This window comes from Halomonas alkalicola (assembly GCF_030704205.1).
Lineage (GTDB): Bacteria > Pseudomonadota > Gammaproteobacteria > Pseudomonadales > Halomonadaceae > Halomonas > Halomonas alkalicola.
The window spans coordinates 1,177,576-1,193,671 of record NZ_CP131913.1 but is presented as its reverse complement, the minus strand read 5'-3'; the positions used below and the strand labels follow the sequence as shown (position 1 = coordinate 1,193,671).

Genomic DNA, 16,096 nt, shown 5'->3' with positions numbered 1-16,096 from the left:
CGGCGGGCTATGGTGAGGTCAGAAGGCCACGAACCCGAGGAGCGCCCCATGAGCAACCAGATCAAGGACGCCGCGGCGTCGTCATCGCTGGACTGCCCGGTGGTAGAGGGCCGGCGCCAGGTGCAGCATGTGCCGGCACGCAAGGCCGAGGTGGGCGGCATTCCCATCCACCGGGTGCTGCCCTCGCGGCAGCGGCGGCTGGTGGGGGCCTGGTGCTTCCTGGATCACGCCGGGCCTGCGGTCTTCAAGGGCGACAGCCGCGGCATGCAGGTGGGTCCGCACCCCCATATCGGCCTGCAGACCTTCACCTGGATGATCGCCGGCGAGGTGCTGCATCGCGACAGCCTCGGCAGCGAGCAGGTGATTCGCCCGGGCCAGGTCAACCTGATGACCGCCGGGCGCGGCATCAGCCACACCGAGCAGTCGCTGCCGGAGGACCCGCAGCTCCATGCGGCCCAGCTGTGGATCGCCCTGCCGCACGCCTATCGCGATACCGCGCCGCGCTTCGACCACTACCCCGAGCTGCCGACCTGGCAGGAGGAGGGCGTCACCCTGACGCTGCTGGTGGGTGAGCTGGCCGGCCGCGAGGCGCCCACGCTCACCTTTTCGCCCCTGGTGGGGGTGGACCTCGCCGTCGAGCGCGAGGCAACGCTGACCCTGCCGCTGCGGCCCGAGTTCGAGTACGCCCTGCTGCCCCTGGAGGGCGCGCCGAGCCTGGAAGGGGAGGCGCTCGCCGTGGACGAGCTGGCCTACCTGGGCCGCGGGCGCGATGCGATGACCCTGGCCCTGCCGGCAGGCGCCCGAGTGCTGCTGATCGGCGGCGAGCCGCTGGGCGAGGAGGTGCTGATCTGGTGGAACTTCGTCGGCCACAGCAAGGCGGAGATCGTCGAGGCTCAGCGCGAATGGGAAGCCGGCGGCGAGCGCTTCGGCCGCGTTGCCGGCTTCAGCGACGACGAACGGCTGATGCCGCCGCCGCTGCCCTGGAGGGAGTAGGCCCCGGGGCGACCACCGAGCCCCCGGGTAGCCTCTCAGGCGCTGACGATGCGCGCGCGGCTGGTACCGTTGCCCAGCGGCTCCACCCTTATCTGCACCGGGATTCGCTCGTGCATCTCCTGCACGTGGGAGATTACCCCCACCCGGCGGCCCAGCGCCTGCAGGCCGTCCAGCGCCTCCATGGCCAGGGCCAGCGACTGCGGGTCCAGGCTGCCGAACCCCTCGTCGATAAACAGCGACTCGATGGTGAGCTCGCCGGAGGCCATGGAGGCGAGCCCCAGAGCGAGCGCCAGGGAGACCAGGAAGGTCTCCCCGCCGGAGAGCGAGTGCACCGAGCGCGTCTCATCGCCCATGTCCTGATCCACTACCAGCAGGCCCAAGGGCGATCCGCCCCGCGCCAGGCGGTAGCGGCGGGTCAGCCCCGCCAGGTGGGCATTGGCGTGCTCGAGCAGCTGCTCCAGGTTGTAGGCCTGGGCGATGCGCCGGAACACCTTGCCGTCGGCGGAGCCGATCAGCTCGCTGATCCGGCCCCAGCGGCGGTACTCGGCCTGGGCGGCTTCCAGCTCGCCTTGGCCGGCCCGCTGGCGCTCACGGCGGCGGTCGTCGTCGGCCAGCGCGAAGGCGGCGGCGTCACGCTCGCCCTGGGCGGCCGCCAGCCGCGGGGCGAGTTCGGCCTGGCGCGCCGCCAGTGCCTCCCGTCGCTGGGCGATCGCCTCGGCGGTGCGATCGCTCAGCAGTGCCTCGTCGTCGGCCTCATCCTCTCCTGACGCCTGCTCGCCCAGCCCCCCGTCGCGGCGGTGGGCGAGCAGCGCCCGGCGCCGCTCGGCCAGGGCGGCGCCGGCCTGCTGGCGAGCCTGGTCGGCCGCCTCTATCTCGCGCTCCTCCTCCCGGGCCTCGGCGTCGTCCTGGGCCAGCAATCGCGCCAGGTTAGCGTCGTCCAGCGCGGGGTGCTGGGTCCGCCAGTCGGTGAGTTCGCGGGCGAGGTCGTCGCGCTCCTGCTGCAGGGCGTTGAGCCGCTCGGCCAGGTGCTCCTGACGCTGGGCCAGACGCTGCTGCGCCTGTTCGGCGGCGTGGCGGAGGGCCAGCGCGCCGTCCCGGGCCTGGCGGGCCTCGGCCTCGGCGGCATCGAGTCGCTGCTGCCATGCCTCCGCCGAGGCGTGCTCGCCGAGCAGGGCGCGCAGGGCACGCAGGGTGTCGTCATGCTGGCGCTGCAGCTCGGGGAGGCGCTGCTCCAGTTCCGTCAGGTCGCGGTCGGCCCTGGCCTTATCGCCCTCCAGGCGAGTGAGGGCCAGCTCACCCTGGCGCAGCGACTCCTCCAGGGGGGCGAGCTCGGCTTCGGCCCGCGCCAGCGCCTCCAGGGTCCGCTGGGCCTGCCGGCGGCTCGCCTCGCTCTCGTGGCGCCGGGTCTGCAGCCAGGCCTCCCGGCCCGGCGCCTCCACGGCGTCGAGCTCGTCCTGGAGCGGATGCTCCATCAGGGCCGTGCGGGCCTCCGCCAGGCGGACTTCGGCGCCTGCCAGCGTCCGCTCGCCCTGGGCAAGGGCGGCCTCCAGGGCGCGGTACTCGCCCAGCAGGGAATCTCGCCGGGCCTGGGCATCGTCGCGGGCCTGCCGGGCGGACTCGAGCTGGCGCCCCTCCTCGGCCTCCTGGGCGGCGAGCTGAGCCGCCTCGGGGGTGGCCGGCGGCTGATGGCGCCAGGGGTGGTCCTGCCCACCGCAGACGGGACAGGGCTCGCCTTCCCGCAGGCCATCGCGCAGCCGGGCCACGCTCTCGCTGCGTACGGCGCGGCTGCGCTCGATCAGGGCGGTGACGCTCTCCAGGTGGCCCTGGGCCCGGTCGAGGGCCTGGCGAGCCGTCTGCCCCTCGGCCAGCAGGCGCTCGCGCCGCTCGCGGTCGGTCGTTTGCTGGTGAGCCTGGTGGCGGCACGCCTCTTCGGCACGCTGGTATTCCTGCCAGCGGCTGGCCAGCGCCTCCAGGGCGAGGGTGCGAGCGGCGGCCCGATCGTGGGCCTGCTGGTCGGCCTGGCGGGCGGCCGCCAGGTGTGAGTGCTCACCCAGCAGCTCGGCCAGGGCCGCCTGCCACTGACGCTGCTGCTCATGGCGCTTCTGCTGGGCGGCCTGCTCGCGCTGGTGGTCGTCACTCAGCTTGGCGGCCTGCGCCCGGGCTTGGGTGAGCTGGGTCTCGCACTCGGCCAGCTCGCGCTGGCGCTGGCTGAGGGCGTGCTGGTGCGCCCGGGCCTCATGAAGGGCCGGTTCGGCGCGCTGGCGTGCCTCGCCGGCGTGCGTGAGGGCCTGCTCGGCCTCGGCCAGGGCGCGCCCGGCGGCCTTGTGCTCGGCCTCGGCGGTGGCCAGTGCCTCGTCGGTCTCGCGCCGGGTCGCCGCCAGGGCGTCGAGCTCGGCGGGCAGGGCCGCCTGGCGGGCCAGGGCGTGCCGCCGGGGGGCGATCAGCCGGCGCCAGTCGCGGTCGCGGCGGGCCTCGGCGAGATCCTGCCAGGTCGCCTCGGCGGCCTGCTGTTGCGCCAGGCCCTCGGCATGGGCCGCGTGGCGCCGGTCGTCCTCCTCGTGCCAGCGGCGCGTCGCCTGGAGCGATTCCGCCTGGGTCTGCAGGTGAGTAAGGGCTTGCTGGGTGGCCTCGGCGGCACGCTCGAACTCTGCACGGGCTTCGGGCTCGGCGGGCAGGTCGTCGGCAAGCTTCGCCTCCAGGGCCTCCACCGTCTTTCGCGCCTCGCTGGCGCGTCGGTAGGCGGCCATGGAGATCTCGGAGTACTCGGCGGTGCCGGTGAGGCGCTCCAGCAGATCGCTTCTGGCGTTGTCGTCGGCCTGGAGGAAGGCGGCGAACTCGCTCTGGGCCAGCAGCACGGCGCGGGTGAACTGGTCGAAGGTGAGCCCCAGGCGCTCCGGCAGCAGGCGCTCGAACTCACGTTTCTGGGCGGTCAGCAGGCGCTCGTCGTCGAGGTCGGTGAGCGATTGCTCCGCCGCCTGCAGGCGGCCGGTGGCCTTCTCCCGGGCGCGGCGCACCGCCCAGCGGGCGCGGTAGCGGCGTCCGTCGCGGCCCAGGAAATCCACCTCGGCGTAGCCGCTGGCGGTGCCGCGGCGCAGCAGGGTGCGCGCATCGCTGGTGGTGAGGCGGGAGTCCGGGGTGTCATCGATCTGGCTGTCGCGGGCCGGCGCCTGGCGCAGCCGCGGGGTACTGCCGTAGAGCGCCAGGCACAGGGCGTCGAGAAGGGTGCTCTTGCCGGCGCCGGTGGGGCCGGTGATGGCGAACAGGCTGGCGTCGCTGAGCGGCGAGGCGGTGAAGTCGAGCTCGAGGGGCCCCGGCAGCGAGGCCAGGTTCTCCAGGCGCAGGGCAAGGATCTTCATGGCCGCGCCTCCCGGCCACTCGCCTCGCTGTCGTCGGCGTCCAGCACCTCCTGGCGCAGGCGGTCGAAGTCGGCCAGCACGTCGTCGCCCGGCGGCTCGCCCCAGCGCGCCTCCCAGGTGCGCTCGAAGAGCCTGCGCGGGCCCAGGCTCTCCAGGTCGACCCGGGCCGCGGCGGCGTCTCCCTCGACGGTGGGCAGGCGGCGCTCCAGGCGCAGCAGGCGCACCGCCTTGTCCTTGAGTGCGGTCTCCACCCGGGCGCGCAGGTCGGGGAGGGGGGCCTCGAGCGCGACCCGCACCTCCAGCCAGGGCCAGCGCTCCTTCGGCAGCGCCGGGTCGTCCTCCAGGGCCTCGAGCTCGGCCAGCACGCTATCGATGGGGCCGGGGCCAATACGATGCATGGCCACGGGGCGCGGTACCGGGATCGCCGTGGCCTCGGCCAGCGACTCGCCGTCCAGGGTCACCTCCACCACCTGGTGGGGGTAGGCCACCTCGCTGAAGTCCAGCGGCAGGGGGCTGCCGCTGTAGCGGATGCGCGCCTCGCCCACCTGCTGGGCGCGGTGCAGGTGGCCCAGTGCCACGTAGGCGATGGCCGGGGGAAAGAGGGCGGCGGAGATCGACTCCTCGCCGCCGATCACGATGGGCCGTTCGCTGGCCTCGGAGACCGCCGCGCCGTGCAGGTGTGCGTGGCTCATGGCCACCAGTGCCTGGCCCGGTTCGCGGCGCGCCTCGGCGGCGGCGATCAGCTGGCGATGCACCCGGGTGATACCGGCCACGTAGTCATTCGCGTCGGCGGCGTCGCCGGGCCCGCTGTCGTCGTCGCGGCTTGCCAGCGCCGCGCCGGTCACTTCGGCGGGGCGCAGGAAGGGCAGCGCCAGGCACCAGGCGAGGGTCTCGCCGGCGGCGTCGGTGAGCGGCACCAGCAGGCGCTCGGCATCGAGGCGGCCGTCGTCGAGCCAGCTCACCCGCCCCAGGGCGTGGGTGCGCAGCCGGCGCATCAGCGGGGCGGGCAGCTCTATGCGGTTGCCGCTGTCGTGGTTGCCGGCGATCAGTACGATATCCAGCCGCGGCAGCCGCTCGTGGGCGGAGACGATGAAGTCGTAGAGCAGCTCCTGGGCGGCAAGCGAGGGGTTGACCACGTCGAAGATGTCGCCGGCGACCAGCAGGGCGTCGGCCTGGCGCGCGGCCAGGGTGTCGAGCAGCCAGGCGAGAAAGGCGCGGTGCTCGGCGTGGCGCTCCTGGCCGTGGAACGTCTGGCCAAGGTGCCAGTCGGCGGTATGAATCAGCGTCAACATGAACGGCTGGGCTCCCTTCCCGGCATGCAGGGCGAAGCCACGAGGCTATGCCAGTGTGAGGGATTTGCAAACCAGGTTGAGGGCTAATCCCCGGTCATGCTGCTGGATCCGGCCGGGGGAGGCGTCTCACCGGCGGTTCCGTAGGCCTGCCATGCGGCCTCATGGAGCCAGTCGCGAAATGCCGCCAGCGCCGGGGTCACCGGTCGCGATACCTGGCGGGTCAGCCAGTAGCTGCCCAGCGAGGTCGTGGCGGCAAACGGCTGGACGATGCTGCCCGAGGCGAGCTGGCGCTCGAACATCCGCGGCGGTGCCAGCGCCACCCCGCCCCCCTGGGTGGCGGCCTCCATCATCGCCAGCGAGGAGTCGAAGGTGATCCCTTGCAGTAGCGGAGGAGGCCGCTGTATGCCCGCGGCGGCGAACCAGCTGGGCCACTCGTTATCCCGATAGGAGCGCAGCAGCGTGTGCTGGAGCAGGCTGGCGGGACTGCTCATCGACTCGGCGAGTCGCGCCGTGCAGAGGGGCGAGAGCGGCGCCTCGAACAGCCGCTCGGATTCGCAGGCATGCCAGGCGCCATCACCGAAGCGGATGGCGTAGTCCAGCCCTTCGGCAAGCATGTCGACCCGGTTATTGTGGGTCGACAGACGCACCTCGAGCAGCGGGAAGCGCGCCTGGAATCCGCCCAGCCGTGGCAGCAGCCAGCCCACGGCGAAGGTGCCCACCGCCCCCACCATCAGGATCTCCCGTACCTGGCCGTTCTCCAGCCGCTCCAGCATCTCGGCCATGCGGTCGAAGGCATCGCGCAGCACCGGGAGCAGCGCTTCGCCCTCGGCGGTGACCATCAGGCCCCGCGGAAGGCGCTTGAAGAGCGCTACGCCCAACTGCAGCTCCAGCCGCTTGACCTGATGGCTGACTGCGGCCTGGGTCACGTTGAGTTCGTCACCGGCCCGGGTAAAGCTCAGCAGGCGGGCCGAGGCCTCGAAGGCGCGCAGGGCATTGAGGGGCAGGTGAGGGCGTCTCATGACCTAATCCTGTTCATGGCTCGTGCTAGAAATCATCGTTTGTGAGGGGAGCAATGGCGCCACTATTCTTCGCCCGCTGTGAGAGCAGCGATCATAACCATGATCACCGGAGAAACCCATGACCCTAAAATCATTCATGACAGGTGCCTTGCTGCTGGCACTGTCGCCCCTGGCCGCGGTGGCCGACGGCTGGCAGACCCACGACGGCTGGGCAGGACTTTTCGACACCCATGAGGCCGAGGGTACCCTGCTGGTGGTGGATAAGCGTGGCGAGACGGTGCAGACCTGGGTGCACGACGCCGAGCGTGCCCGGACGGCCTTCGTGCCGGCTTCCACCTTCAAGGTGCCGCATACCCTGTTTGCCCTGGACGCCGGTGTGGCCAAGGATGAGTTCCAGCGTTTCGCCTGGGATGGGGTGGAGCGCGGCGTGCCGGCGTGGGATGCCGATCAGGACCTGCGTACCGCCATGCGTCGCTCGACGGTCTGGCTCTACCAGCACTTCGCTCGGGAGATCGGCGAGGCGGACGAGCGCCGCTATCTCGAGCTGATCGGCTACGGTAATGCCGAAGTCGGCGACAACCTCGAACATTTCTGGCTCGAGCCCGGCCACCTGGCGATTTCCGCCGAGGGGCAGATCGACTTTCTCGATCGCCTCTACCGCCATGCCCTGCCTTTCGAGGAGGCCGACCAGCGTCTGGTCAAGGATCTGATGATCAGCGAGGCCGGTTCCGACTGGATCCTGCGCGGCAAGACCGGCTGGTCCGGCGAGTTGGGCTGGTGGGTCGGCTGGGTCGAGTGGCCCAGTGGCCCGGTCTTCTTCGCGCTCAACATCGATACCCCCAACCGCATGGCCGATATTCCGAAGCGCGAGGCCATCGTTCGCGACGCTCTGCGCGACGTGGAGGCATTGCCACCCGCGTCCTGAGCCCCATCCTGAGGAGTCGAGCATGCTGAATCGCCACCTCCACGACTGGAACCTGGCGCCCCGCGAGGCCATCGCCCTGCAGCGTCGCCTGGCCGGGCGGGTGGAGCCTGAGGATCGCCTGGGCGAGGTGCGGTGCATCGCCGGGGTGGATATCGGCTTCGAGCAGGGCGGGGCGATCACCCGGGCGGCAGTGGTGGTGCTGGCCTGGCCGCCGCGGGGGCCGGGGGTATTCGATGTGGTCGAGGAGGTGGTGCACCGCGGGCCCACGCGGATGCCCTATATCCCCGGGCTGCTCTCCTTTCGCGAGGTGCCGGCGGCGCTGGCGGCCTTCGAGCGGCTCGGCGTGATGCCCGATCTCATCATGGTGGACGGCCAGGGCATCGCCCATCCGCGCCGGCTCGGGGTGGCCTCCCACCTGGGGCTGTGGCTCGACCTGCCCACCATCGGCGTGGCCAAGTCGCGGCTCTGCGGGCGCCACGGCGAGCCGGGGCCCGTGCGGGGCGACTGGGCGCCGCTGATCGACGGCCCCGACGACGAGGTGATCGGTGCGGTGCTGCGCTCGCGGGTGGGCGTGAAGCCGCTCTTCGTCTCGCCGGGGCATCGCCTCTCGCTGGCCGCGGCGCTCGACTGGGTGATCCGCTGCCTCGGGCGCACCAAGCTGCCGGAGCCGACGAGGTTGGCCGATCGCCTGGCCTCGCGACGGGGAAACCGGTGATTTTCTACTGCGCTCGATATCCAGACCGCCGGCGGTACTCAAAATCCTCATTTACTGGCGTGTAAACTCCGGTTTTTCCGTTCCGGCGTCGGCCTGCCTATCATCGCTCGTAACGTAAATCCCTCGGTTTCCGGGCTTTCTCTACACGATATCCAGGGGTGTCTTGCGGGCCGGCGCGGGGAAGGCGGCGTCGAGGCGGGCGAGCGCTTCCTCGGTCAGCGAGATCTCGAGGGCCCTGGCGTTCTGCTCCACGTGCTCGAGGCGGGTGGCCTTGGGGATGGCGATCACGTCGCGGGGCGCGCCCTCGCCCCGTGGCCGGATCGCCCAGGCCAGCAGCAGCTGGGTGGGGGTGATGCCGAGCGACGAGGCGATCTCGAGCACCTCGGGGTGGGTGAGCAGCTCCCGGCGCAGCTCGCCGGCCTGGGCCAGCGGGCAGTAGGCCATGGTGGGGATGCCGCGGGCGCGCTGCCAGGGCAGCAGGGCGTGTTCGATGCCCCGGGAGCCGAGGTGGTAGAGCACCTGGTTGACTGCGCACGCCTTGCCGCCGGGCAGGGCATGTAGCGCGGCCATCTCGTCCACGTCGAAGTTGGAGACGCCGAAGCGGCGGATCTTGCCCGCCTGGCGCAGCCGCTCGAAGGCCTCCAGGGTCTCCTCCAGCGGTACGCTACCCGGCCAGTGCAGCAGATAGAGGTCCAGGTGGTCGGTCCCCAGGCGTTTCAGGCTCGCCTCGCAGGCGGCGATGGCCGAGTCGCGTCCGGCGTTCCAGGGGTAGACCTTGGAGATCAGGAAGGCCTCGTCGCGCCGGCCCAGCAGCGCCTCGCCCACCACCTCCTCGGCGCCGCCGTCGGCATACATCTCGGCGGTGTCGATCAGGGTGAGGCCACGCTCCAGGCCGAGCTGCAGGGCGCGCACCTCGTCGCTGCGCGGGGCGAGCCCCTCGCCCATGTGCCAGGTGCCCTGACCGATGGCCGGAAGCTCGACCGGATGCTCATGGGCGGTGGCGGGTAGGGTGACGGTGGGTGACGAGATGGCGGACATCGTGGCTCCTCGTGGCGGTCGGGTTTCTGCCACAATAGCAGACCGCTTTCCCCAGACCGTCCTCCCCGCTGCCACGAGAGTCGCCATGTCCGCACCCGCCGAGCCCACCCCGAATCAGTCCCAGGCCCTTGCCGCCACCCGCGCCTGGGTCGAGACCTTCGTGGTCGCCCGCAACGTCTGCCCCTTCGCTGGCCGCGAGGTGGCCCGCGACACCATCCGCTACCTGGCGGTGGATGCCGGCGACTGGGAGCGCGCGCTGCTCACCCTGGTGGCCGAGTGCGAGCGCCTCGACGAGACGCCCGCCATCGAGACCACCCTGCTGGTGCTGACCCCGGGGCTCGAGGCGTTCGACGACTATCTCGACTTCCTGGGGCTGGCCGAGGCGCTGCTGGAGGCCCAGGGCTACGAAGGCACCTACCAGCTGGCGAGCTTCCACCCCGACTACTGCTTCGAGGGCGCCGAGGAGGAGGATTCCGCCAACTACACCAACCGCTCGCCCTGGCCGATGCTGCACCTGCTGCGCGAGGCGGGCCTCGAGCGGGCGCTTGAGCACTATCCGGACCCCGAGGCGATCCCCGAGCGCAACGTGGCGGCGATGCGCGAGCTGGGCACCGCGGCGCTGGCCTCGGCCCTGGCCAGGCTGCGTGACGGCAAGCGTTGAGTCGTGGCTGGCCGTTCGCGGCCGGAGAGGCTAGGCTCGAGTCTTCCCCAGACGACAGAGGAGTAGTGCCATGAGCCAGGTGAAACTCGGCGGTGAGCCGGTGGACGTTGCGGGCAGCTTTCCCGCGGTGGGCGATACGGCGCCCGCGCTGACCCTGACCAATGCCGAGCTGGCGGATGTGACCCTTGCCGACCACGCCGGTAAGCGCAAGGTGCTCAATATTATTCCCAGCGTCGATACGCCGACCTGCGCTACCTCCACCCGCCGCTTCAACGAGCTGGCGTCGCAGCTGGATAACACCGTGGTGCTGGTGGTGTCCGCCGACCTGCCCTTTGCCGCCCAGCGCTTCTGCGGTGCCGAGGGGCTGGAGAAGGTGGCGACCCTTTCTACCTTCCGCCATCCGGAATTCCGGCGCGACTGGGGCGTCGATATCAGCAGCGGACCGCTGGCCGGCCTCTGCGCGAGGGGCGTGGTGGTGCTCGACGAGAACGATCGCGTGATCCACAGCCAGCTGGTCGACGAGATCAAGGACGAGCCGGACTACGAGGCGGCGCTCGCGTCCCTCGGCTAGCGGGTGAGGGAACCGGATCGCCCGATCCATGCAGACGGCCACCCTCGGGTGGCCGCCGTCGCGTTCAGGCCTCCGCCTGGGCCGTCTGCTGGCGCCGGGCGGCGTTGACCAGGGCGCGGATCAGGCGCTGCTGGGGACGGTTGAAGATCAGCCACTCCGGGTGCCACTGCACGCCGATCAGGAAGTCGTGGTCGCGGGATTCGATGCCCTGGACCAGGCCCTCGCGGTCGCGGGCGACGATCTCGATCCCCTCGCCGGTCTCCTGCACCGCCTGATGGTGCAGGCTGTTGATGCGGCACCAGCTCACCCCCAGCAGGCGGTGGAGCTTGCTGGCGCCGACGATATCCACCGTCTTGCGCGGCAGCACCGTGCGCCGGCGCTTGAGGCCCTCGTGGGTGGTGTAGATGTCCGGGTCCAGGGTGCCGCCACGGTAGACGTTGATCAGCTGTGCGCCGCGGCAGATGCCGAGCACCGGGGTGCCCTCGGGGATGAAGCGCTCGAGCAGCTCCAGCTCCAGCTCGTCGCGCTGGGGGTCGACCCGCACGTCGAGCTGCACCTCGGCGTTGTAGAGGTGGGCCTGGATGTCGTCGCCGCCGCCGATGATCAGGCCGTCGAGGCGCTCGGGCAGAGGGCGCGAGGGCGACAGCCGCCGCGGCCGACCGCCGTGGCGCCACACCGCGAACCAGTCGAAGAGCCAGGCGATCTGGCTCTTGTCGTCGGAGGTAGTGATGCCGATCAGGGGGCGGGGATCGCTCACGAGGTGCCCGCCCAGCCGCGCATGCGCAGCCACAGTCGGGCCAGCGGCGAGCGGGTGTGCTTGGCCACGTAGCCGGCGCTGCGCTTGGCCAGCAGCTCCTTGTCGGCGGCCAGCTTCTCCACCTCCAGCCAGCGGTTCCACTCCGTCACCGAGCCCCAGCCGGGCTCCGAGAGCCGGGCGTCGGGCAGCCGGTAGTGGAAGGTGGGGCGTGCCTTGACCAGCTTGTTGCGAAACAGCGGGTGGGGGTAGCCGGGGCGCAGGTGGGCAAACAGCGGGGTCATGTCGAGCTCGCGGTTGCGGGTCGGGTTGTCCTCGAGATAGTCGCCGATCAGGGTGTCGAGATCCGGCGCATAGCGGGGGTCGAGCACCTTGAGGGCATATGGCTTGGGGAAGGGGTTGGCGTGGGGCAGCACCTCGCGGGTGATGTCCACGTCGATCTGCTCGCGCAGCCACTCGGCGGTGAGCAGGTAGGCACGCAGGTGGTCGAGGAGGCTCTCCACCGAGAGGCTCGCCGCTTCGGGATTGAGGTGCAGGCCGAAGCCGTAGAGCAGGCTGGCGTCGGTGCCCTTGGCGCCGTGCTGGCGCAGGGCGTCGAAGAGGGCGTCGAGCTCGTCGAGCTCGTCCCAGGGTACCGCTGGGCAGACGATCTCGGTGGGCACCAGGCCCGTGACCACGTCGCCGATCAGCTCCCGGGTGCGGGTGTGGAAGTCGACGCGCATCTGGTGGCGCTGGCGCTCCCACTCGGTATCGTCCTTAGGACGGGCGTCGAGCACCTCGCGGTCGGGATGGGCATACTGGGTATCGAGCTCGATGACGAAATCGCCCCAGCGGGTCTCCTGCACCTTGAGACGGTGGGGGCTGATGACCGTCAGTTCGCCGCCGAACAGCTCGCGCACCAGCTCGGCGGTGTCGCGGGGCGGCAGACCGGCGAACTCGATCTCGACCCCGACGCGGCGCGTCTCGCCGTCTGGATTGCGGGGCTCGGGTGGCGGGAGAGGCGTCATGGCGGCATCCTGTGCGTGACCGATGGGCTCGCGTGGAGCCTAACATATCAGCGGCCTGCGTCGCCGACCGAACACGGAGAAACGATGTCCCTACCACTGCGCCGAACCCTCTTCACCTGCCTGGCCTGGCTGCTGCTGCTCCTGCTGGCGCTGCCCGCCCAGGCCCAGCAGCTGGGCCTGACGGGGCTGGTCGGAGGCGGGGAGGCCACCGCCGAGCATGACCCCCAGGCGTTCCAGGAATCCCTCGAGCAGGTGATTGCCACCCTGGAGGACGCCGAGCGGCGCGGCCAGCTGCTGGAGGGCCTGCGCGAGCTGCAGGCGGTGCACGGCGAGGCGGCCGAGGAGGCGGCCCTGGCGCCGCGCCAGGGGCTGCTCGGGGCCCTGGCCGAGACCCTGAGCGACCTGGGCGAGCAGGCCGAGGCAGGGCACTCGCCCGTCGACCAGTGGCAGGACCAGCTGGAGCAGGGCTGGGAGGACCTCAGCGGCCTGGTGACCGGCACCGGCAATGCCGACCTGATGCGCTTCCTGGTGGAGGGGGCCGTGCTGCTGGGCATCTGGGTCGGCCTGCTGGTGATCCTGATCGCCCTGGGGCGCCTGCTGGCCCGTCGCCGCGGCTGGCCGCTCGACCTGCCCCGGGACCCGCGGGCCTGGTTGCTCACCGTGCATTTCCTGCGCCGCATGCTGCCCTGGGCGCTGGCCTTCTTCCTGGTGCTGGGCATGGCGCAGCTGATCCCCAAGAGCTCCGGTCGCACCATGGCCCTGGTGGTGGCCTATATCGCCCTGTGTGGTCGTACCCTCTCGGTGGTGGTGGAGACCTTCGTCTCGGTGTTTACCCGCGGGCATCGCTTCGTGGCGGTGCAGATCCTGCAGCAGCGCGCGCTGCGGCCGCTGTTCGTGATCGGCGCGCTGATCGCGCTGGGCGATGCCTTCAACTCCGGACGCCTGACCGACCTGATCGGCGACGAGCTGGCCGGCCTGCTCTCGGTGCTGGCCAACATGCTGGCCGCGCTGCTCAGCATTCGCTTCATCCTGCGCTTCCAGCGCCCCATCCAGCACATCATCAGGAACCGCCCCTGGCGCGAGCGCCGCGAGAGCAGCGGCAGTGCCAGCGTGGTGGGCGTGATCGGCAGCCTCTGGCACGTGCCGGCGCTGTTGCTGGTGGGCGCTTCGCTGGTGGCGATCTTCGTCACCGGCGGCGACGTGGGCACGGCGCTGGCCCGTTCGATCATCTCCGCCTCGCTGCTGGTGCTGGCGCTGGTGGTCACCGGCCTGCTGCGTCGCCACGGCGAGCGGCGCAGCAAGCGCCACCGGCGGCGGCGCATCAGCCAGTACCGCCAGCGCCTGGAGCGCTTCGGCTATGTGCTGGCTCATGCCGCCACCTGGCTGGCCTTCGCCGAGCTCTCCACCCAGGTGTGGGGCGGGTCGCTGATCGGCATCGGCCAGCAGGGGGTGGCGAGCGCACGCATCGGCCAGGCGCTGCTGGCCGTGGCCTTTACCGTGCTGCTGGCCTGGCTGGCGTGGATCTTCGCCGATACTGCTATCCAGCGTGCCCTGACCAGCTCGACCCGCTCCCGGGGGCGGCGGGTCAACCAGGCTCGTGCCCAGACCATCACCCCGATGATCCGCAACGTCATCTTCACCACCATCGTGATCATCGCCGCCATCGTCGGGCTCGCCAACCTGGGCGTGAACGTCACCCCGCTGCTGGCCGGTGCCGGTGTGATCGGCCTGGCCATCGGCCTGGCCATCGGCTTCGGTGCCCAGACCCTGGTGCAGGACCTGATCACCGGCATCTTCATCCTCATCGAGGACTCCCTGGCGGTGGATGACTTCGTCGAGATCAACGGCCACATGGGCACGGTAGAGGGGCTGACCCTGCGCACCGTGCGCCTGCGTGACCTGGACGGGGTGGTGCATATCATCACCTTCAGCCGCATCGCCTCGATCCACAACATGTCGCGCCAGTTCGGCATCGCCCTGATGCGTATCCGCATCCCCCACGAGATGAAGATCGACGATGCCATCAGCCTGATGCAGGAGACCGCCCAGGCACTGCGCCAGGACCCGATGATGCGCCACTACATCTGGTCGCCGCTGGAGATGCAGGGCATCCAGGCCTTCGAGGAGGGTTGTCCGGTGCTGCGCATGCGCTTTCGCACCGCCCCCGAGATGCAGTGGGACGTGGCCCGCGCCTTCAACCTGCTGCTCAAGCAGCGCATGGAGGAGCAGGGCCTCGACCTGGCCATGCCGCGCCTCAACATCAGCATGCAGGGCCGCGGTGGCGGTCGCCTGGACGGCAGCGACGAGGCCATCGCCCGGGCCAGCGAGTCTCACGATGCCCCCCGCGACGCCGCCGGGCGCGAGCCCGGTGAGGCCCAGGTGGCCGACCCCGAGGGCGACACCAACCCCCGCGGTGCCTCACCGGATCCCGGCCAATGATCAGCGTGGATCGTGCGGATGCGCTCTCCCTGCGCATCTCCAGGGTGCTGCAGGAGGAGACCGCCCACCAGCTGGATCTCTACCTGTTCGTGCCCGGGGAGCTGGGGCTCGGCCCCCAGGTGCTCGCCGAGGAGGCCTTCTACCACGCGGCGATCCACGTCAAGCGCACCTACTACAGCGATCGCTACCGGCTGCCGCTGGTGCTCAGCCGGCTGGCCGAACGGGGGCGCCTCGACCCGGCGCAGTACCGCCTGGGGATGAGCCTCTACGCCTACCAGTACGTGGTGGCCCTCGAGGGCTCCAACCAGCCGCTGCTGGACGCCGCCCGCCGGGTGCGCCGGGCCGAGAAGGCCGCCGCCGGCAAGGAGAAGTCACCCGGCAAGGAGAAGGCTGTCGCTGGGAAGGAGCCAGCCGCTGCCGGCAAGGAGAGCGCCGCGGGCGCCAGGGAACCCTCCGCCTCCGGCAAGGGTAGCGCCGCCGCCCACAAGCCCGCCGGCGGCCAGGCGAAGGAGCGCGAGGGGCAGAAGGAGGAGGCCTCCCTGGAGACGCGGCTGGAGGAGCACGCGGAGCTTGCCACCGGGATTCTCAAGCGGCTGCGTCGCCAGGAGCCCGCCGAGGAGAGCCTCAGCCGCTACTACGTCACCATCGACAACTATCTCTCCTGGTTCACCGAGCAGCGCCTGCTGGCGCTGGTGGCCAACCTGCCCAGGGGCGCGCGCTTTCGCGAGATTCGCAAGCGGCTCCTGGCCATCTGCCGGGAGGAGGGCGCCCATCGGGAGGCGCAGCAGTACAACTACAACAACTCCGAGCGGGTCACCCGGGACCCGACCCGCATGTCCAACAAGATGCGGCTGCTGCGCCGCTTGATCGAGTACCCGGTGACCCTCAAGCAGAAGACCCAGGAGCTCGGCGGGGGCGAGCAGAAGGCGGTCAAGGCGCTGGCCACCGCGGTGGTGATGGTGTTCGTCTCGCTGGGGCTCTTGCGGGTGCGTGACGCCCTGTCCGATATCACAGCGCTCTTCGTGCTGGCCATGGCGGTGCTCTATGCCCTGCGCGAGGTGTTCAAGGACGACCTGCGCAACACCCTGTGGCGCCTCCTGCGCCGGGGGGGGCCCAAGTGGCGACGCCAGTACCTGGACCCCACCCGCAACGTGACGGTGGGCCATCAGCTCGAGTGGTTCGACTATCAGCGCTTCCTCAAGCTGGACGAGGAGATCAAGCGGGTGCGCAAGCGCAACGTGGCACAGCGCGAGGAGGTGGTGCTGCACTATCGCTCCCGCTCGCGGATGTCACCGACGCGCTTCCTCAGCGGCTACTAGCACACCC

Annotated in this window: 13 protein-coding genes; 7 read left to right on the top strand and 6 right to left on the bottom strand. The window is 71.0% G+C overall.

The features are described 5' to 3' along the window. The first annotated feature begins 48 nt into the window (after positions 1 to 48). Positions 49 to 993, top strand: coding sequence for a pirin family protein (locus B6N23_RS05710; RefSeq protein ID WP_305502706.1), 945 nt, complete (start codon positions 49 to 51; stop codon positions 991 to 993). A gap of 35 nt (positions 994 to 1,028) precedes the next feature. Here B6N23_RS05710 and B6N23_RS05705 read toward each other — a convergent pair whose 3' ends face one another. From B6N23_RS05705 to B6N23_RS05695, 3 genes are all read right to left on the bottom strand, one after another. After that, positions 1,029 to 4,349: an AAA family ATPase gene (locus tag B6N23_RS05705; RefSeq protein WP_305502704.1), complete on the bottom strand. Its 3,321-nt coding sequence runs from the start codon at positions 4,347 to 4,349 to the stop codon at positions 1,029 to 1,031. Next, entirely contained in the window at positions 4,346 to 5,641 is a 1,296-nt protein-coding gene (locus B6N23_RS05700) for an exonuclease SbcCD subunit D C-terminal domain-containing protein (protein WP_305502702.1), read from the bottom strand. The genes B6N23_RS05705 and B6N23_RS05700 overlap by 4 nt, the downstream gene beginning before the upstream one ends. Before the next feature lie 83 nt (positions 5,642 to 5,724). Then, positions 5,725 to 6,660: a LysR family transcriptional regulator gene (locus tag B6N23_RS05695; RefSeq protein WP_305502700.1), complete on the bottom strand. Its 936-nt coding sequence runs from the start codon at positions 6,658 to 6,660 to the stop codon at positions 5,725 to 5,727. Between the two features lie 118 nt (positions 6,661 to 6,778). On the opposite strand from B6N23_RS05695, the gene blaOXA reads away from it, so the two are divergent. Both blaOXA and nfi read left to right on the top strand, forming a co-directional pair. Further along, a complete protein-coding gene (gene blaOXA / locus B6N23_RS05690) occupies positions 6,779 to 7,585 on the top strand; it encodes a class D beta-lactamase (RefSeq protein ID WP_379687802.1) in 807 nt (268 codons plus the stop codon). 22 nt (positions 7,586 to 7,607) lie between these two features. Further along, entirely contained in the window at positions 7,608 to 8,300 is a 693-nt protein-coding gene (gene nfi, locus B6N23_RS05685; RefSeq protein ID WP_379687800.1) for a deoxyribonuclease V, read from the top strand. Between the two features lie 141 nt (positions 8,301 to 8,441). On the opposite strand, the gene B6N23_RS05680 is transcribed toward nfi, so the two are convergent. Then, complete coding sequence (locus B6N23_RS05680; protein WP_305502698.1) at positions 8,442 to 9,338, bottom strand: aldo/keto reductase; 897 nt, start codon at positions 9,336 to 9,338, stop codon at positions 8,442 to 8,444. Positions 9,339 to 9,423: 85 nt separating this feature from the next. Here B6N23_RS05680 and B6N23_RS05675 point away from each other — a divergent pair, with 85 nt between their 5' ends. Continuing rightward, a complete protein-coding gene (locus B6N23_RS05675; protein WP_305502695.1) occupies positions 9,424 to 9,999 on the top strand; it encodes a DUF1415 domain-containing protein in 576 nt (191 codons plus the stop codon). 70 nt (positions 10,000 to 10,069) lie between these two features. Continuing rightward, positions 10,070 to 10,570 (top strand): thiol peroxidase, encoded by a 501-nt coding sequence (gene tpx / locus B6N23_RS05670; RefSeq protein ID WP_110068332.1) that lies wholly within the window; start codon positions 10,070 to 10,072, stop codon positions 10,568 to 10,570. A 64-nt stretch (positions 10,571 to 10,634) separates the two neighbouring features. Here the strand turns inward: tpx and B6N23_RS05665 are convergent, their stop codons facing one another. Together B6N23_RS05665 and B6N23_RS05660 are read right to left on the bottom strand one after the other, a co-directional pair. Beyond that, positions 10,635 to 11,327, bottom strand: coding sequence for a gamma-glutamyl-gamma-aminobutyrate hydrolase family protein (locus B6N23_RS05665; protein WP_302141578.1), 693 nt, complete (start codon positions 11,325 to 11,327; stop codon positions 10,635 to 10,637). Beyond that, entirely contained in the window at positions 11,324 to 12,331 is a 1,008-nt protein-coding gene (locus tag B6N23_RS05660; RefSeq protein ID WP_305502692.1) for an amidoligase family protein, read from the bottom strand. The genes B6N23_RS05665 and B6N23_RS05660 overlap by 4 nt, the downstream gene beginning before the upstream one ends. An 84-nt stretch (positions 12,332 to 12,415) precedes the next feature. On the opposite strand from B6N23_RS05660, the gene B6N23_RS05655 reads away from it, so the two are divergent. Both B6N23_RS05655 and B6N23_RS05650 read left to right on the top strand, forming a co-directional pair. Then, entirely contained in the window at positions 12,416 to 14,770 is a 2,355-nt protein-coding gene (locus B6N23_RS05655; protein ID WP_305502690.1) for a mechanosensitive ion channel family protein, read from the top strand. Then, positions 14,767 to 16,089, top strand: coding sequence for a hypothetical protein (locus tag B6N23_RS05650; protein ID WP_439649836.1), 1,323 nt, complete (start codon positions 14,767 to 14,769; stop codon positions 16,087 to 16,089). Before B6N23_RS05655 ends, B6N23_RS05650 begins: the two co-directional genes overlap by 4 nt. Positions 16,090 to 16,096 lie beyond the last annotated feature (7 nt).